This is a genomic window from Mesorhizobium sp. M0771, assembly GCF_040320155.1.
Lineage (GTDB): Bacteria > Pseudomonadota > Alphaproteobacteria > Rhizobiales > Rhizobiaceae > Mesorhizobium.
On sequence record NZ_JAMYPC010000039.1, the window covers coordinates 1 to 17,213 of the forward strand.

The following is a 17,213-nucleotide window of genomic DNA, read 5'->3' on the forward strand; positions in this document are numbered from 1 at the left end:
GCTACAACTCCTTACCCTCCCCCTTGTGGGGAGGGTGGCCCGAAGGGCCGGGTGGGGGTCAAAAACTGGCGGAGGTCGTGACCCTGCAGACCCCCCCCCCCCCCCCCCCCCCCCCGCGGGCCCCCCCCCCCCCCCCGACCCTCCCCACAAGGGGGAGGGTGAAGACCCCACCATCTGCCTCGCCTTGTCGATCGCCATGTACTCGAGCTGACCGCCGCCGATCGTGCCAAAAATCGCCGCCTGCGATACGAGCATGAAGGCGCCCTTCTCGCGCGGAGTCGAGCCTTTAGTGCCGGCCACTTCGACCAGAGCAAGCCGGCCGGCGCTGGCGAGAAAAGCTCTGAGGCTTTGCACTTTCGACTTCATATTTCGCATTCCCGTACGGGAAATATAGTGTTTTTCAGTCTGAATTGCACGTTTTGCCAGAATCCAGGTCAGAGTCAGGCGCTATTCTTGGCTTCACCCTTCAGCCGTTCGATCGCCATCAGCACCCGTTCTGGTGTTGCAGGAGCGTCGAGACGCGGACAGACCTTATGATCGGCCACACTTGCCACCGCGTCCGACAGCGCATGCAGCACAGACATGCCGAGCGGGAAGGGCGGTTCGCCGACCGCCTTGGAACGGTGCACCGTCGGCTCGTTGGCCTCCGGCCAGTCGGCCAGCGTGACGTTGAATATCTTCGGCCGGTCGGACGCGAGCGGGATCTTATAGGTCGACGGCGCATGCGTGCGCAGCCGGCCCTTGTCGTCCCACCACAGCTCCTCCGTCGTCAGCCAGCCCATGCCCTGGATGAAGCCGCCCTCGATCTGGCCGAGATCGATGGCGCGGTTCAGCGAGCGGCCGGTTTCATGCAATATGTCGGTGCGCTCGACGACATATTCGCCGGTCAGCGTGTCGACCGAGACTTCCGAGCACGAGGCGCCATAGGCGAAATAATAGAACGGACGGCCCTCGCCCTTGTCACGGTTCCAGTGGATTTTCGGCGTCTTGTAAAAACCCGCCGCCGACAGTTGGATGCGGGCCATATAGGCCTGCTTGACGAGGTCGGTGAAGGCGATCTCCTGGTTGCCGATGCGCACCCGGTTGGGCAGGAAAAGCACCTGCTCGCGCGGCACCTGGTATTTTTCGGCGGCGAAGTCGGTCAGCCGTTCCTTGATCTGGCGGGCGCCGTTCTGCGCCGCCATGCCGTTGAGGTCGGTGCCGGACGACGCCGCGGTGGCCGAAGTGTTGGGCACCTTGCCGGTGGTCGTCGCGGTGATCTTGACCTGGTCGAGGTCGATCTGGAACTCTTCCGCCACCACCTGCGCCACCTTGACGTAGAGGCCTTGCCCCATCTCGGTGCCGCCGTGATTCAGATGCACCGAACCATCGGTGTAGACATGCACCAGCGCGCCGGCCTGGTTGTAGTGGGTGGCCGTGAAAGAGATGCCGAATTTGACCGGCGTCAGCGCCAGGCCGCGCTTGATGAAGCGGCTGTTGGCGTTGAAGGCCTGGATGATGCGGCGGCGCCCCGCATAGTCGGCGCTCGCCTCCAGCTCGGCGACGATGCGGTGGATGATGTTGTCCTCGACCGTCTGGTGATAGGGCGTGACATTGCGGCCCCCGTCTTTATCACCACTGGTGCCATAAAAATTCTGCTTGCGGATTTCGAGCGGGTCCTTGCCGACGGCAAAGGCAACCTCGTCGATGACGCGTTCGGCGCCGACCATGCCTTGCGGGCCGCCGAAGCCGCGAAAGGCTGTGTTCGAGACGGTGTTGGTATAGAGCGGCGCCGACTGTGCATGCACCGCCGGCCAGAAATAGGTGTTGTCGCAGTGGAACAGCGCACGGTCGGTGACCGGCCCGGACAGGTCCGAGGAAAAGCCGCAGCGCGCCGCAAACATGAAATCGACGCCAAGAATGTTGCCGTCGTCGTCGAAACCTACTTCGTAGTCGACGAGGAAGTCATGGCGCTTGCCGGTGGCAATCATGTCGTCGTCACGGTCGGGCCGGATCTTGACCGCGCGATGGTGTTTCTTGGCGGCGATCGCCGCCAATGCCGCAAACTGGTTGCCTTGCGTCTCCTTCCCGCCGAAGCCACCGCCCATACGGCGGATTTCCACCGTGATGGCATTGCTCGGCACGCCCAGCGCATGGCTGACCATATGCTGCACTTCGCTCGGATGCTGGGTCGAGGAAAAGATGGTGACGTCCTGGTCCTCGCCGGGGATGGCCACGGCGATATGGCCTTCGAGATAGAAATGCTCCTGGCCGCCAATGCGCATCTTGCCCTTCAGCCGGCGCGGCGCCGCCTTGATCGCGGCAGCGGCATCGCCGCGCTTCAAGGTGAGCGGCGGCGTGACCAGCTTGTCCTTGCGGGGGTCGAGATCGCCAATGTCGGTGACGAAAGGCAATGGACTGTATTCGACCTTGGCCAGCCGGGTGGCGCGGCGCGCCTGTTCGCGCGTCTTGGCAATAACGCAGAAGATCGGCTGACCATAAAACTGCACCTTGTCGTCGGCCAGCACCGGCTCGTCGTGTCGACCGGTCGGCGAAATGTCATTTTCGCCCGGAACGTCCTTGGCCGTCAGCACATCGACGACGCCCGGCGCCGCGCGCACCGCCGACAGATCCATTTTGCTGATCGTCGCATGCGTCGCCGTGGACAGGCCGAGGCAGCCATGCAGCATGCCCGCCGGTTCCGGCATATCGTCGATATAGACCGCGCTGCCGCTGACATGCTTGTGCGCGGAATCGTGGCGCTGGTCGGCGGCGACGCCACCGGAAATCTTCTGCGCCTTGAGATCTGGAGAGGCGTGCTTGTTCATCAGGCCGCCTCGTTGCGTGACACCTGGAACGGCGCCTTGCTGCCGCTGGTTTCGGCAAAAAAGCGCAGCAGCAGGTTCCTGGCCGCCAGCGCCCGGTATTCGGCCGATGCCCGCATATCGGTCAGCGGGGTGAAATCGCCGGCATATTCAGCCATGGCCGCTTCCACCGTTGTCTCCGTCCACGGCTTGCCGAGCAGCGCTTTTTCGACACCGAAAGCCCGCTTCGGGGTGGCCGCCATGCCGCCATAGGCGATGCATATATCGGCCACGGTTCCGTCCTTGGCCAAGTCGAGGAAAAAGGCGCCAAGGGCTGCGGTGATGTCCTCGTCGCGGCGCTTGGTGATCTTGTAGACGGCAAACTTCGTGCCCTTGGCCGGCACGGGAACGTGCACGGCCTCGACGAATTCGCCTGGCTGCCGGTCCTGCTTGCCATAGGCGATGAAGAAATCCTCGAGCGCGATGGTGCGCCGCTTCTTGCCGCGGCGCAGCGTCAGTTGCGCACCAAGCGCGATCAGGGGCGGCGGCGTGTCGCCGATCGGCGAGCCATTGGCGATGTTGCCGCCGATGGTGCCCATGTTTCGTACCTGTTCGCCGCCGATGCGGTCGAACAATGGCCCGAGCGCGGGGATGCGCTTGGCCAGTGTCGCGAAGGCGTCGGTGTAGGTGACGCCGGCTCCGATGGTGATGACGTCATTGTCTTCGGAGATCGCGCACAGCCCCTCGAGATTGCCGATGAAGACTACCGGTGAGATGTCGCGCATGTGCTTGGTGACCCACAGGCCGACGTCGGTCGAGCCGGCGACAACAGTGGCGTCGGGTTCCTTATCCAGTAAAGCGGCGAAATCATCGGCGTTGGCCGGGACGACCAACCTCAGCTTGCCGGCGCCGATTTCGACGCGGGCACCGTCATGCATAGCCTCGAGCCTGGCCGTGATCGCCTTGCGCTCGGCCGCCAGCGGATCCTTCGCCGCCTTGCCGTAGCTGGAGATGGCACGCGCGGCGCGCATGATTGCCTCATAGCCGGTGCAGCGGCAAAGATTGCCTTGCAAGGCCTTCTCGATCGCCGCATTCGACGGGTCCGGCGACTTCATCCACAAGCCGTAGAGCGACATGACGAAGCCCGGCGTGCAGAAGCCGCATTGCGAAGCGTGGAAATCGACCATCGCCTGCTGCACCGGATGCAATTGGCCAGGAGCGCCGCGCAGATGCTCGACGGTGACGACATGGGTGCCGTCGAGCGAACCGAGGAAACGGATGCAGGCGTTGACGCTTTCATAAACCAGCTTGCCGGCGGACAATTTTCCGACCAGGACCGTGCAGGCGCCGCAATCGCCCTCGGCGCAGCCTTCCTTGGTGCCGCGCAGCGAGCGGTCGAGCCGCAGCCAGTCGAGCAAGGTCGCGTCGGGCGCCACCGACGACAGCGCGACATCCCTGCCATTGAGGATGAAGCGGATCTCGTTGCGTATGGTGATCTTGGCCATGCGTCAGCTCCCCCTGTAGGTCGAGTAGCCATAGGGAGAGATAAGCAACGGCACGTGATAATGCACGGATTCTGCCATGCCGAAGCGGATCGGCACGCTGTCGAGGAAGGCCGGTTCCGGCAGTTTGGTGCCCTGGCCGCGTAGATAGTCACCGGCGGCGAAGACCAGTTCGTATTCGCCAAAGCGGAACTCCGCTCCTGCCAGCAGCGGCGCATCGCAGCGGCCGTCGGCATTTGTGACGACGGTCTTCAAATGTATCCGCGCGTCGCTCTCAAGATGATAAAGCGCGATCGACAGGCCCGCCGCCGGCTTGCCGGTCGCGGTGTCGAGCACATGCGTCGTCAGACGTCCGCCATCGGCTTTCGACGTTTCTGCCACTGGCGCCTCCCATTTCCGATACAGCCGAACAAAGCAGTGAATTGTGCGCCAATTAAAGGCGATGCATAAGTCCCGGTCGAGCGGAGTGGCACAAAAACACTTTCAAAAATTCCGGGGGAATGCGCGAGCAACCCTTTCGACTATCCTGATCACAACTTCCGGCAGCGTCCGGCGGGGAGGGGCAATGCGTTACTCTAGAGACATGCGCGGCTACGGAGCCAATCCGCCGGATCCGAGATGGCCGGGCGGTGCGCATGTGGCCGTCCAATTCGTCGTCAACTACGAGGAAGGCGGCGAGAACTGCGTGCTGCACGGCGACAAGGCCTCGGAAGCCTTCCTGTCGGAAATCGTCGGCGCCGCGCCCTGGGTCGGCCAGCGCCACTGGAACATGGAATCGATCTACGAATATGGCGCGCGGGCAGGCTTCTGGCGGCTGCTGCGCCTGTTCAGCGAGGCGCAAGTGCCGGTGACCTGCTACGGGGTCGCCTCAGCATTAGCCCGGTCGCCCGACCAGGTGGCGGCGATGCAGGAGGCCGGCTGGGAAATGGCCTCGCACGGGCTGAAATGGATCGACTACCGCGACCACAGCGCCGAGGACGAGCGCCGCGACCTCGAAGCGGCGATCAAGCTGCACTACGAGGTGACAGGCCAACGGCCGACCGGCTGGTACACCGGCCGCACCTCGGTCAATACGGTGCGGTTGGTGGCCGAAGAGGGCGGCTTCGACTATGTGTCGGACACTTATGACGACGAACTGCCCTACTGGTTCGAGCACAGCGGCGGCGCGCAACTCGTCATCCCCTACACGCTCGATGCCAACGACATGCGTTTCGCCACGCCGCAGGGATTCAATTCCGGCGACCAGTTCTTCTCCTATTTGAAGGACAGTTTCGACACGCTCTATGCCGAGGGCAAAGCGGGCCGGCCGCGGATGATGAATATCGGCCTGCATTGCCGCCTCGTCGGACGTCCTGGTCGGGTGGCGGCGCTGAAGCGCTTCGTCGACTATGTGAAATCGCACGACAAGGTCTGGCTGGCGCGGCGGATCGATATCGCCAGGCACTGGCAGGAGAACCACCCCTACCAGCCGGCGGCGCTCAGGCCGTCGAAGATGGAGTTCGAAACCTTCGTAGACACTTTCGGCGGCGTGTTCGAACATTCGCCCTGGATCGCCGAACGTGCCTATGAGCTGGAGCTTGGGCCGGCGCATGACAGCGCCGGCGGCCTGCACAATGCGCTCTGCCGCGTCTTCCGCGCCGCCAGCGAAACCGAGCGGATCGGCGTCCTCAACGCCCATCCCGATCTCGCTGGCAAACTGGCCGAAGCGAGACGCCTCACTGCGGAATCCACACGCGAGCAGGCCTCCGCCGGCCTCGACGCGCTGACCGACAAGGAGCGCGAGCTGTTTTCCAAGCTCAACGCCGCTTACGTCACCACCTTCGGCTTTCCCTTCATCATCGCGGTGCGGGGCAAGACCAAGGAGGAGATCCTCGCCGAGTTCGAGGCGCGCATCGGCAACAGCCGCGGCATCGAACTCGATACCGCCTGCAAACAGGTCGAGCGCATTGCGCTGCTCCGCCTGAAAGACATGCTCCCGCTCTAATGAAATGACTGAGGGGTCAGGACCCAATGGATATGATCAAGACTGACCAGAAAACCTATTACGCGCCGCATGGCGGCCATCCCGGCCAAAATGAGCTTTTGACCGGCCGCGCCGTCTTCACCGAGGCCTATGCGGTCATACCGAAGGGGGTGATGCAGGACATCGTCACCAGCCCCCTGCCGTTCTGGGACGAGACCAGGGCCTGGATCATCGCCAGGCCGCTGTCGGGTTTCGCCGAGACATTTTCGCAGTACATCGTCGAGGTCCTGCCCGGCGGCGGCAGCGACCGGCCCGAGCCGGACGCCGGCGCCGAGGGCGTGCTGTTCGTGGTCGAGGGCGAGTTGACCGTTTCGCTGGCCGGCAAGAAGCACGTGCTGCAAGCCGGCGGTTTTGCCTTCCTGCCGCCGGACAGCGGCTGGACGGTGCGCAACGAAGGTCGCGACGCCGTACGCTTCCACTGGATCAGGAAGGCCTATGAGGCCGTCCACGGCATCGACGCGCCGGAAGTCCTGTTCAGCAGTGACCAGCAAACGGCGCCGACGCCGATGCCAGGCACCGAGGGTCGCTGGGCGACGACCCGTTTCGTCGATCCAGCCGACATGCGCCACGACATGCATGTCACCATCGTTACGCTCGAGCCTGGCGCCGTCATCCCATTTGCCGAGACGCATGTCATGGAGCACGGGCTCTATGTCTTGGAAGGCAAGGCGGTCTACCGCCTCAACCAGGACTGGGTCGAGGTCGAGGCCGGCGACTTCATGTGGCTGCGCGCCTTCTGCCCGCAGGCCTGCTACGCGGGCGGCCCAGGCAAATTCCGCTATCTCCTTTACAAGGACGTCAACCGGCACGCCAAGCTCGGCGGGGCGGGCATTGGCGGTCGCGCGCGGTGACCCGCATCACAGCGCGGCCGCTGACCCGCGAAAGCTTTGCCGGCTTCGGCGATGTCATCGACATGGGCGGCGGCAATCACTACCCGATCAATGGCGGCAAGACCGAGCGCTACCACAATCTCGCCACCGCTGAAGCCGCGGGACCGAATGCCTGCGTGCTGATCTCGATGGCGCGCGGCACGCCTTACGACCTGCCGCTGAAACTGACCATGGTCGAGCGCCATCCCTTAGGCAGCCAGGCGTTCATTCCGCTGTCACCGCGGCCTTTCCTGGTCGTCGTCTGCCATGACGGCAAGGACGGTCCGGGCGAGCCGCACGCCTTCATCACCGCACCCGGGCAAGGCGTCAACTATCCGCGCAATCTCTGGCACGGCGTGCTGACGCCGCTCGGCGAAGCGCAGGATTTCGTCATCGTCGACCGCGGCGGTGACGGCTCCAACCTCCAAGAGTTCCATTTCTCGCACCCCTACGAAATCCATCTCCCCAACGAGACCTGAGAAATGACCGACATATCGCTGATCGACCGCCTGCTCGATGTCATCGAGCACGACATCGTGCCGAAAACGGCAGAGGGCGTGGCCCATGGGAACAAGCTGTTCGGCGCCGCCATCCTGCGGAAGGGCGACCGCTCGCTGGTGCTGGCCGAAGCCAACAACGAGATGGAAAATCCGCTCTGGCATGGCGAGGTGCACTGCCTGAAGCGTTTCTATGAAATGCCGAAAGCCGAGCGCGTCGACACCAAGGACGCCATCTTCATCGCCACGCATGAGCCCTGCTCGCTCTGCCTGTCGGCGATCACCTGGACCGGCTTCGACAATTTCTACTACCTCTTCAGCCACGAGGATTCACGCGACAGCTTTGCGATCCCGCACGATCTGAAAATCCTGAAAGAGGTCTTCACTCTTGATCCCGGCGGCTACAATGCCGAGAACGCTTATTGGAAGAGTTTTTCCATTCGCAGGCTGGTGCGGGCGCTGCCCGAGGCCGAGCGCGGCCGGCTTGAGGCAAGGATCGGCAATATTTCCACCCGCTACGACGAACTGTCCGGCGCTTATCAGGCGCGCAAGTCCGAAAACGACATTCCGCTGAACTGACGCGGATTGCCTAGCCTACCTTCGCGTTTTTCAGCACCTCGTTGATCCTGGCCTGCCAGCCCTTGCCGGTCGCCTTGAATTTACTGATGACATCCTGATCCAGACGGATGGACACGACTTGCTTAGGCTTCTCCACGGCTGGCCGGCCACGAGCACGCCTTATGCTCTCGAAAAGTTCTGGAAACACTTCCGCGAAAGGCCTGGCTTGCGCCAACTGTTCGTCTGTCGTCTCCGCATCGTCGGGATCATCAACAATTTGTCTTTGAATTTCCACTTCCTCCGCATCGGTAAGCGGTCGAACACGCGATTTAGGATTGTTCATATACTGACCTTTCCTTTCGGCTGGCACGGCGCATCGAGATCACCGAAATCGCCTCCGAACCAAGCGGCTTGAAAATCACGGCCAGTCACGCGCTTTGGCTCGTCCCAAACGATTTTCAGGCGAAACCATCCTCATCACGTTGGGTTCAGTTAATAAATGTAATACATTAATTATAATCCTGCAACATCAGGGCAAAACAATCGGGCTACATATCGTGGCGTCGTCGCGGCGACACCGGCCGTCGCCCGTTTGACTTCATGACATGCCCGCTTCATGCGTCACTGACATCTTGGAGCATCGCATGAAAACCATCACCGAATTTCCCCGCAAGGTCGTCGAATTCCCCGATATGGGCATCGTCATGCCGGATGGTTGCCGGCTGTCGGCGCGGGTTTGGATGCCGGAGGACGCCAGCAGCGATCCGGTGCCGGCGATCCTCGAGCACCTGCCCTACCGCAAGCGCGACGGCACCATCTTTCGCGATCAGCTGACGCATCCCTATTTCGCCGGCCACGGCTACGCCTCGATCCGCGTCGACATGCGCGGCAATGGCGATTCCGAAGGGCTGATGGACGACGAATATTCCGAACAGGAATTGCAGGACGCCTGTGATGTGATTGCCTGGGCGGCAGCACAGCCCTGGTGCAATGGCAGCGTCGGAATGATGGGCATTTCCTGGGGCGGCTTCAACTGCCTGCAGGTAGCGGCCAAGCAGCCGCCAGCGCTGAAGGCGGTGATCAGCCTGTGCTCCACCGTCGACCGCTACGCCGACGACATCCACTACAAGGGCGGCTGCCTTTTGACGGAAAATTTCGGCTGGGCCTCGACTATGTTGTCCTATTCGTCGCGACCGCCGGATCCGCTGATTGCGGGCGACAATCGCTGGCGCGACCTCTGGCTGACGCGGCTGGAGAACCAGTCTTTCCTTCTGCCGCTCTGGCTCAGCCATCAGCATCGCGACGCCTATTGGAAACGCGGTTCGATCTGCGAGGATTTCTCCGCGGTCAAAGCCGCCGTGCTGTCGATCGGCGGCTGGCATGACGGCTACCGCAACACGATCTCGCATCTGGTCACCAACATCCAGGCGCCGGTGAAGGGCATTGTCGGGCCGTGGATCCACAAATACCCGCATTATGCCGGGCCAACACCCGCCATCGGCTTCCTGCAGGAGGCGTTGCGCTGGTGGGACCGCTGGCTGAAAGGCGTCGACACCGGTGTCGAGGCCGACCCGGACTATCGCGCCTATGTCATGGACAGTGTGCGCCCCGCGCGCTGGCACCCGGAGCGGCCGGGCCGTTGGGTGGCCGAACAGGAATGGCCGTCTCCCAACATCAAGGTCGGGGCGATCGAACTCATTGCTGACGGCGTCAGGCCGGCGATCGTGGCGACCCCGCAAAGCTGCGGGCTCGCCGGCGGCGAATATTTTCCCTTCACCTTTGGCCCGGAACTGCCGGGCGACCAGCGCCCGGACGATGCGCTGTCCGTCTGCTTCGATCAGCCTGTGCTTGCCGGGACACTCGACATCGTCGGCGCGCCGGAGCTTCTCATCCGGGTGTCGTCCGATCGCCCGCAGGCGAACATCGCGGTTCGACTGTGCGACGTGCACCCCGACGGCGCCTCGGAACTGATTTCCTACGGCGTGCTCAACCTGACGCATCGTTCTTCGCACGAACAGCCGCAAGCGCTGGTGCCGGGCGAAACGGTTTCGGCGCGCGTTATTCTCGACCAGTGCGCCTACCGCGTGCCGGCCGGACACCGGCTGCGCATCGCGGTTTCCAATGCTTACTGGCCGATGATCTGGCCGTCGCCGGAGCCGGTGCGGCTCGACCTTTCAGCGGCGACGCTGAGGCTGCCGCTGCGCCCGCTCGCAAAAGCCGACGAGACCTCGTTCCAGTCTCCCGAAGGCGCAACACCCTGGGCAACCGCGACAGTTCGTGCAGCGAATTCCGAGCGTCACGTCGATCGCGATGAGAAGACCGGCATCGTCACGCTGTCGATCACGGATGATTTCGGCGAAGTGCGCGATCTCGCGCATGGACTGGCCAATGGCAGCATTGCCCGCGAGAGCTGGACGATCCACCCCGACGACCCGCTGTCTGCCTCGGGCCGGACGCACTGGACGCAGACCTTGTCGCGAAACGGATGGTCGGTGCGCACCGAGACATCGGCTGAAATGCGCAGCGACGCGCAAAACTTCGTCGTCAGCGCCAGAATCGAAGCCTATGAGGGCGAAACGCTGGTTTTCGAACGCGATTTCGAAGAGACGATCCCGCGCGACCTGCTCTGAGCGTCCACCCGACTGGTCCAGTTGCGACGCACGATTTACGCCACGGCATGTCGCATTCCGTCTTGCTTACCGCTTTGCCTTCCGGTCAATATCCCTTTGGTAACAACAAGCAAAAAACGACCATAAGGTCGAACCAACAGAGTGAGGAACTCAAATGTCCAACGAACTCGAATATCTGAGCCGGCGCGTTGCGTCCGGTAAGCTGAGCCGTCGTGATTTCCTCGGCCGCGCCGCAGCACTCGGCGTCACAGCGCCCTTCGCCAATATGCTGCTTTCCAGTGCGGCTCGCGCGGAAGGCCCGGTCAAGGGCGGCACGCTGAAGGCCGGCCTCGTCGGCGGCGAATCCACGAACAGCCTGGACCCGGCTTTGTTCATGACGCAAGTGCCGTTCGCTTTTGGCAAGATGTGGGGCGAGCTGATCGTCGAGCTGTCCCCCGAAGGCAAACTCGAGAACCGCATCGCCGAAGAGATCGGCTCGTCGGACGACGCCAAGGTGTGGACGCTGAAAATCCGCGACGGCGTCGAATTCCACAACGGCAAGACGGTGACCGCTGAGGATGTGGCGGCAACCCTCGAGCGCCATTCCGATGAAAAATCGAAGTCCGGCGCGCTGGGCTACATGAAGGGCATCGACAGCATCAAAGCCAGTGGCAAGGAAGTCGTCCTGACGCTGAAGGAGGCCAACGCCGACCTTCCCTATCTCCTCAGCGACTACCACCTCATCGTCCAGCCCAACGGCGGCAAGGACAAGGCGGATGCCGGCATCTCGGCAGGACCCTACAAGGTCACCACCAACGAGCCCGGCGTGCGCCATGGCGGCGAGCGCTTCGCCAATTACTGGCAGGCCGACAAGATGGGCCATGCCGACCAGATCGAGATCATCGTCATCAACGACGCGACCGCGCGCACGGCGGCCCTGCAGGGCGGCCAGGTCAACATGATCAACCGCGTCGAGCCGAAGATCGTCGACCTGATCAAGCGTGTACCGGGCGTCACCATCCGCAACCATGCCGGCCCCGGCCACTATGTCTTCATCATGCATTGCAACACCGCGCCCTTCGACAACAGCGACCTGCGCATGGCGCTGAAGCTCGCGATCGACCGTGAGGAGATGCTGAACAAGGTGCTGCGCGGCTACGGCTCGCTCGGCAACGACTTCCCGATCAATTCGTCCTATCCGCTGTTTTCCGAGATCGAGCAGCGCAAATATGATCCCGACAAGGCCAAGTTCCACTACAAGAAGTCGGGCCATGACGGCACCGTGCTGCTGCGCACCTCCGACGTCGCCTTCCCGGGCGCGGTCGACGCCTCGCAGCTCTTCCAGCAGAGCGCGGCCAAGGCCGGCATCAAGATCGAGCTCAAGCGCGAGCCCGGCGACGGCTACTGGAACGAGGTCTGGAACAAGCAGCCCTTCTGCGCCTCCTATTGGGGCGGCCGCTCGACCCAGGACCAGATGTACTCGACCGCCTATCTGTCGACCGCCGACTGGAACGACACCCGTTTCAAGCGTCCGGACTTCGACAAGCTGGTGCTGGCCGCACGCGCCGAACTCGACGAGACCAAGCGCAAGCAGATGTACCACGACATGGCCGTGCTGGTGCGCGACGAGGGCGGCCTGATCCTGCCGATGTTCAATCAGTTCATCGATGCGACAGGCGCCAAGGTCGGCGGCTGGGTAGACGATCCGCATCAGGAGCTGATGAACGGCTACGCGCTGGCGAAGTGCTGGCTCGAAGCCTGAGCCCGGCTTTGCGGATATGTCCTCACCCGTCGTGAAACTTGTGGCCCAGCGCGTTGCGCTGGGCATCGTCCTCTTGCTGGCCGTTTCGGTCCTGATCTTCGCCGGCACCCAGATCCTGCCCGGCGACGTCGCGCAAGCCATTCTCGGACAGTCGGCGACGCCGGAATCGCTCGCCAATCTGCGCGAGCAGCTCGGCCTGAATCAGCCGGCTTACATCAGGTATTTCCATTGGCTAGGCGGTGTGCTCACCGGCGATCTTGGCACGGCGATGTCGAGCGGCCAGGATATTGCCACGTCGATCAAGGGGCGGCTGTGGAACACGCTGTTCCTCGCCTTCTGGGCTGCGATCGTGGCCGTGCCGCTGGCCATCATCCTCGGCCTGATCGCCGTGCGTTACCGCAATGGCTGGGTCGACAAGCTGATCTCCGGCCTGGCGCTCGCCTCGACATCTTTCCCGGAATTCTTCATCGGCTATGTGCTCGTCTATTTCTTTGCCGTGAAGTATCAATGGTTCCCGGCCATTTCCACGGTCTATGACGGCATGCCGTTCGGTGAGCGCATGCAGGCGATCGCGCTGCCGGCCACCGCGCTGACGCTGGTTGTGCTGGCGCATATGATGCGCATGACCCGCGCGGCCATCCTCAACGTCATGCAGTCGGCCTATGTCGAGACGGCGGAACTGAAAGGCCTGTCGGCCTTCAATGTCATCCGCAAGCATGCTTTCCCCAATGCCATAGCGCCGATCATCAACGTGGTCATGCTCAACCTCGCCTACCTCATCGTCGGCGTCGTCGTGGTCGAGGTGATCTTCGTCTATCCCGGCATGGGACAATATCTGGTCGACCACGTCACCAAGCGCGACGTGCCGGTGGTGCAGGCGGTCGGCCTGGTCTTCGCCGCCGTTTATATCAGCCTGAACATCATTGCGGACATCGGGGCGATTGTCGCCAATCCGCGCCTCAGACATCCGAAATAGGCGGCGGGCATGCTCGACATCAGACGCATCCCCATCCCCGCGCTGATCGGCATCGTGCTGACGGCTATGTTCGTGTTGGCGGCAGTTTTCGCACCGTTGATCGCACCGTACGGCAATGCCGAAATCGTCGGCGACGTCTGGGAACCGATGACGGCGGCACATTTGCTGGGCACCGACAATCTCGGTCGCGATCTTCTGTCGCGCATGATCTACGGCGCTCGCATCACGCTGTTCATTGCGGTGCTGGCCACCGCGCTGTCATTCTCGCTCGGCGCCATCCTCGGCTTTTCGGCGGCGGTGTTCGGCGGCTGGTTCGACACGCTGCTGTCGCGCCTTGTCGATCTGCTGATGTCGATCCCGACCTTGATCATGGCGCTCGTCGTGCTTTCGGTGCTGCCGACCAACCTGGTGACGCTGATCCTGGTGATGGGCGTCCTCGACTCGACCCGCGTCTACCGGCTGTCGCGCGCGGTGGCCGTCGACATCAACGTCATGGATTATGTCGAGGCCGCCAAGCTGCGGGGCGAAGGCAGCGGCTGGATCATCTTCCGCGAGATCCTGCCCAACGCGCTGTCGCCGCTGGTCTCGGAACTTGGCCTGCGCTTCATCTACGCGGTGCTGTTCTTGTCGACGCTGTCCTTTCTCGGCCTTGGCGTGCAACCGCCGGATGCCGACTGGGGCGGCATGGTCAAGGAAAACAAGGACGGCATCGTCTTCGGTATCGGGGCGGCACTCATCCCCGCCGCGGCGATCGCGGCACTGGCGATTTCGGTCAATCTGGTCGCTGACTGGGTGCTCAACCGCACGACAAGCCTGAAGGGAGGACGCGGGTGATGGCTGACACAAAAGCAAAGACCGGCCTGCTGCTCGATATCCGCAATCTGCGCATCGAAGCGACAGTGTTTCCGCCCGGCGAGGCGCCGAAGAACATCGTTTTGGTCCACGATGTCTCGCTGACGCTGGAAAAGGGCAAGGTGCTCGGCCTGATCGGCGAGTCCGGCGCCGGCAAGTCGACCATCGGCCTGTCGTCGATGGGCTATGGCCGTGGCGGCGTGCGCATCACCGGCGGAGAGGTGCTGCTCAACGGCCGCGATATCCTCAAGGGCGGCAAGGAAGGTTTCCGCAAATTGCGCGGCCGCGAGGTCTGCTATGTCGCGCAGTCGGCGGCCGCCGCCTTCAACCCGGCGCACAAGCTGATGGACCAGGTGGTGGAAGCAACGCTGCTGCATGGCACAGCGACACGCGCCGAGGCCGAGAAACGTGCCGTGGCGTTGTTCAAGAAGCTCAGCCTGCCAAACCCCGAAATTATCGGCGAACGCTTCCCGCACCAGGTCTCAGGCGGCCAGTTGCAGCGGGTGATGACGGCTATGGCGCTGTGTTCGGAACCTGACCTGATCGTCTTCGACGAGCCGACCACGGCGCTCGACGTGACGACGCAGATCGACGTGCTGGCGGCGATCAAGGACGCCATCCGCGACACCCATGTCGCGGCGCTCTACATCACCCACGATCTTGCCGTCGTCGCCCAGGTCTCGGACGAGATCATGGTGCTGCGCCATGGCAGGCTGGTCGAATGGGGCGGCACTCGCCAGATCATCAAGGAGCCGCGCCAGGAATACACCAATGCGCTGGTCTCGGTGCATGAGATCGAGCATGCCGAGCAGAAGCCCGGCGTGGCGCCGTTCCTGTCGGTCAAGAACGTCACCGCCGCTTACGGCGGCAGCCATGTCAAGGTGCTGAAGAACGTCTCGGTCGACATCTTTCCGGGACAGACGCTGGCCGTCGTCGGTGAATCCGGCTCCGGCAAGTCGACGCTGGCGCGCGCCATCACCGGGCTGTTGCCGCCGGAAGAAGGCACCGTCACCTTCGACGGCAGGCCGCTCGCCAACAGGCTTGCCGACCGGCCGAAGGAGGATCTGCGGCAATTGCAGATGATCTACCAGATGGCCGACGTGGCGATGAACCCGCGCCAGACCGTCGGCACCATCATCGGCCGGCCGCTGGAATTCTACTTCGGCATACGCGGCCGCGAGCGCGACAAGCGCGTCGCCGAACTGCTCGACGAGATCGAGATGGGCAAGGGCTTTCTCGATCGTTATCCGGCCGAACTCTCCGGAGGCCAGAAACAGCGCGTCTGTATCGCCCGCTCGCTCGCCGCCAAGCCCAAGCTGATCATCTGCGACGAGGTGACATCGGCGCTCGACCCGCTGGTGGCCAACGGCATTCTCAAGCTGCTGCTCAACCTGCAGCAGCACGAGAAGGTCGCCTACCTCTTCATCACTCACGATCTGGCGACGGTGAAGTCGATCGCCGATTCGATCGCGGTGATGTACCGCGGCGAGGTGGTGCGCTACGGCGCCAAGAGCAAGGTGCTGACGCCGCCCTTCGACGCCTATACCGACCTGCTGCTGTCGTCCGTTCCCGAGATGGAGATCGGCTGGCTGGAAAAGGCGATCAAGGGACGGCGCATGGCGAGCGCGGGGAATTAGTAGGGAATTCGCGGCCTTTGTCGCGAAAACTTCCTTCAACGGCAAAAGCTTTCCGGAGCCGCCCATGGCGCTCAAGACCAAACTGCTGCTCATCATTCTCGACGGCGTGCCCTACCGGAACTGGCGCCGGCTGATGGGCAATCTCGAGGGCTGGGTGCAGTCGGGCGAGGCGCAGGTGTGGAAGATGCGCTCGGTGCTGCCGTCGACCTCGGCCTGCTGCTATGCCTCGATCCACACCGGGGTTTCGCCGCAGGAGCACGGCATCCTATCCAACGAGAACCGTTTTCTCGTCAACAAGCCGGATATTTTCTCCGAGGTCAGCAAGGCCGGCGGCAAGACCGGCGCGGTGACGCATTCCTACTGGTCGGAATTCTTCCGTTCCTATCCGTTCGATCTGGTCGAGGACATGGAGTTCGACGAGCCCAACGGACCGATCGCGCATGGCCGCTTCCACACCATGACCGGCTACAATTTGCGCAACCAGATGACGCCGAGCGATGTCGACCTGTTTGCGACACTGACCCTGCTGACCCGGCGCCACGCCATCGACTACGGGATCCTGCACACCTGCACGCTGGATTCGATGGGCCATCGCTTCGGCCATGACTGCCACGAAATGGACCATGCCTGCTATGCGATGGACGGCATGCTGGCAGCCTTCCTGCCGGGCTGGCGGCAAGCCGGTTACGAGGTGATCGTAACCGCCGACCACGGCCAGACAGACCGCGGCCATCATGGCGGCCGCGACGATGAAATGCAGGATTTCGCGCTGTATTATTTCGGAGCCGGCAAAGGGCCGGATCCGGACACGCTGCTTGATCAGCTGCAACTGGCGCCGACGGTGCTGAAGCGGCTGGGTGTGCCGGTGCCGGAGACCATGAAGGCTAAGCCGTTTTTGGGGTGACGGAGGTCGTCGCTGAGCCGCCGTTCGCTACCCCCTCTCCCCGTCACTATACGGGGAGAGGGTAAGGGTGTCCGAACCGGATAGATAGGTAACAGAATGGACCGATAGCATGGGTGACAGTTTTCTTGTCCGCCGGAGGACCGGCGATGGTTTGGCGAGAGACTGGCATCATGGACGAGCGGCTACGGTTTGTTGTGGAGTGTCTTTCTGGGGATGAGACGATGGTTGCGCTTTGTGCGGC

15 protein-coding genes and 1 pseudogene are annotated in these 17,213 nt (G+C 62.9%); 10 read left to right on the plus strand and 6 right to left on the minus strand.

Going from position 1 to position 17,213, the window contains the following annotated elements:
- The 4 genes from NKI05_RS32335 to uraH all read right to left on the minus strand — a co-directional run.
- Positions 1–366 (minus strand): XdhC family protein (locus tag NKI05_RS32335; protein WP_502898784.1); only part of this gene is annotated, 366 nt, incomplete at its 3' end.
- Between the two features lie 74 nt (positions 367–440).
- Complete coding sequence (gene xdhB, locus NKI05_RS31085) at positions 441–2,807, minus strand: xanthine dehydrogenase molybdopterin binding subunit (RefSeq protein WP_023815954.1); 2,367 nt, start codon at positions 2,805–2,807, stop codon at positions 441–443.
- Positions 2,807–4,288, minus strand: coding sequence for a xanthine dehydrogenase small subunit (gene xdhA, locus NKI05_RS31090; protein WP_023815953.1), 1,482 nt, complete (start codon positions 4,286–4,288; stop codon positions 2,807–2,809). Before xdhA ends, xdhB begins: the two co-directional genes overlap by 1 nt.
- 3 nt (positions 4,289–4,291) lie before the next feature.
- Positions 4,292–4,666, minus strand: a complete 375-nt coding sequence (gene uraH / locus NKI05_RS31095) for a hydroxyisourate hydrolase (RefSeq protein ID WP_023815952.1) — start codon at positions 4,664–4,666, stop codon at positions 4,292–4,294.
- A 184-nt stretch (positions 4,667–4,850) separates the two neighbouring features.
- On the opposite strand from uraH, the gene puuE reads away from it, so the two are divergent.
- The 4 genes from puuE to NKI05_RS31115 are packed head-to-tail and all read left to right on the plus strand — an operon-like array spanning position 4,851 to position 8,253.
- Positions 4,851–6,269, plus strand: coding sequence for an allantoinase PuuE (gene puuE, locus NKI05_RS31100; protein WP_023815951.1), 1,419 nt, complete (start codon positions 4,851–4,853; stop codon positions 6,267–6,269).
- Between the two features lie 32 nt (positions 6,270–6,301).
- Positions 6,302–7,159, plus strand: a complete 858-nt coding sequence (locus tag NKI05_RS31105) for a bifunctional allantoicase/(S)-ureidoglycine aminohydrolase (RefSeq protein WP_488377154.1) — start codon at positions 6,302–6,304, stop codon at positions 7,157–7,159.
- The gene (locus NKI05_RS31110; RefSeq protein ID WP_023815949.1) at positions 7,156–7,656 is read left to right on the plus strand and encodes an ureidoglycolate lyase; all 501 of its coding nucleotides are present in this window, start codon (positions 7,156–7,158) and stop codon (positions 7,654–7,656) included. The genes NKI05_RS31105 and NKI05_RS31110 overlap by 4 nt, the downstream gene beginning before the upstream one ends.
- Positions 7,657–7,659: 3 nt before the next feature.
- Positions 7,660–8,253 (plus strand): nucleoside deaminase, encoded by a 594-nt coding sequence (locus NKI05_RS31115; protein WP_023815948.1) that lies wholly within the window; start codon positions 7,660–7,662, stop codon positions 8,251–8,253.
- Positions 8,254–8,263: 10 nt separating this feature from the next.
- Here NKI05_RS31115 and NKI05_RS31120 read toward each other — a convergent pair whose 3' ends face one another.
- Together NKI05_RS31120 and NKI05_RS32340 are read right to left on the minus strand one after the other, a co-directional pair.
- Positions 8,264–8,575, minus strand: coding sequence for a BrnA antitoxin family protein (locus tag NKI05_RS31120; protein WP_023671384.1), 312 nt, complete (start codon positions 8,573–8,575; stop codon positions 8,264–8,266).
- Positions 8,562–8,660: pseudogene (locus NKI05_RS32340) on the minus strand (BrnT family toxin); the annotation flags it as partial. The gene NKI05_RS31120 and the pseudogene NKI05_RS32340, both read right to left, overlap by 14 nt.
- A gap of 216 nt (positions 8,661–8,876) precedes the next feature.
- On the opposite strand from NKI05_RS32340, the gene NKI05_RS31125 reads away from it, so the two are divergent.
- The 6 genes from NKI05_RS31125 to NKI05_RS31150 all read left to right on the plus strand — a co-directional run bounded on the left by NKI05_RS31125 (position 8,877) and on the right by NKI05_RS31150 (position 16,972).
- On the plus strand, positions 8,877–10,862 hold the full coding sequence (locus NKI05_RS31125) for a CocE/NonD family hydrolase (RefSeq protein WP_023815947.1): 1,986 nt from the start codon (positions 8,877–8,879) through the stop codon (positions 10,860–10,862).
- Positions 10,863–11,016: 154 nt separating this feature from the next.
- Positions 11,017–12,603 (plus strand): ABC transporter substrate-binding protein, encoded by a 1,587-nt coding sequence (locus tag NKI05_RS31130; RefSeq protein ID WP_023671387.1) that lies wholly within the window; start codon positions 11,017–11,019, stop codon positions 12,601–12,603.
- Positions 12,604–12,619: 16 nt separating this feature from the next.
- Positions 12,620–13,579, plus strand: coding sequence for an ABC transporter permease (locus NKI05_RS31135; protein WP_023671388.1), 960 nt, complete (start codon positions 12,620–12,622; stop codon positions 13,577–13,579).
- Between the two features lie 9 nt (positions 13,580–13,588).
- Positions 13,589–14,413, plus strand: coding sequence for an ABC transporter permease (locus NKI05_RS31140; protein WP_023815946.1), 825 nt, complete (start codon positions 13,589–13,591; stop codon positions 14,411–14,413).
- Positions 14,413–16,068, plus strand: a complete 1,656-nt coding sequence (locus NKI05_RS31145; RefSeq protein ID WP_023815945.1) for an ABC transporter ATP-binding protein — start codon at positions 14,413–14,415, stop codon at positions 16,066–16,068. Before NKI05_RS31140 ends, NKI05_RS31145 begins: the two co-directional genes overlap by 1 nt.
- A 64-nt stretch (positions 16,069–16,132) precedes the next feature.
- Entirely contained in the window at positions 16,133–16,972 is an 840-nt protein-coding gene (locus NKI05_RS31150) for an alkaline phosphatase family protein (RefSeq protein WP_023815944.1), read from the plus strand.
- Positions 16,973–17,213: the final 241 nt, after the last annotated feature.

Bases quoted from the DNA above. Each gene is read 5' to 3' on its own strand.
- xdhA (WP_023815953.1), bottom strand. From the start codon at position 4,288: ATGGCCAAGATCACCATACGCAACGAGATCCGCTTCATCCTCAATGGC.
- NKI05_RS31150 (WP_023815944.1), top strand. From the start codon at position 16,133: ATGGCGCTCAAGACCAAACTGCTGCTCATCATTCTCGACGGCGTGCCC.
- NKI05_RS31140 (WP_023815946.1), top strand. From the start codon at position 13,589: ATGCTCGACATCAGACGCATCCCCATCCCCGCGCTGATCGGCATCGTG.
- NKI05_RS31105 (WP_488377154.1), top strand. From the start codon at position 6,302: ATGATCAAGACTGACCAGAAAACCTATTACGCGCCGCATGGCGGCCAT.
- NKI05_RS31130 (WP_023671387.1), top strand. From the start codon at position 11,017: ATGTCCAACGAACTCGAATATCTGAGCCGGCGCGTTGCGTCCGGTAAG.
- NKI05_RS31120 (WP_023671384.1), bottom strand. From the start codon at position 8,575: ATGAACAATCCTAAATCGCGTGTTCGACCGCTTACCGATGCGGAGGAA.
- xdhB (WP_023815954.1), bottom strand. From the start codon at position 2,807: ATGAACAAGCACGCCTCTCCAGATCTCAAGGCGCAGAAGATTTCCGGT.
- NKI05_RS31145 (WP_023815945.1), top strand. From the start codon at position 14,413: ATGGCTGACACAAAAGCAAAGACCGGCCTGCTGCTCGATATCCGCAAT.
- puuE (WP_023815951.1), top strand. From the start codon at position 4,851: ATGCGTTACTCTAGAGACATGCGCGGCTACGGAGCCAATCCGCCGGAT.
- NKI05_RS31125 (WP_023815947.1), top strand. From the start codon at position 8,877: ATGAAAACCATCACCGAATTTCCCCGCAAGGTCGTCGAATTCCCCGAT.
- NKI05_RS31115 (WP_023815948.1), top strand. From the start codon at position 7,660: ATGACCGACATATCGCTGATCGACCGCCTGCTCGATGTCATCGAGCAC.
- NKI05_RS31135 (WP_023671388.1), top strand. From the start codon at position 12,620: ATGTCCTCACCCGTCGTGAAACTTGTGGCCCAGCGCGTTGCGCTGGGC.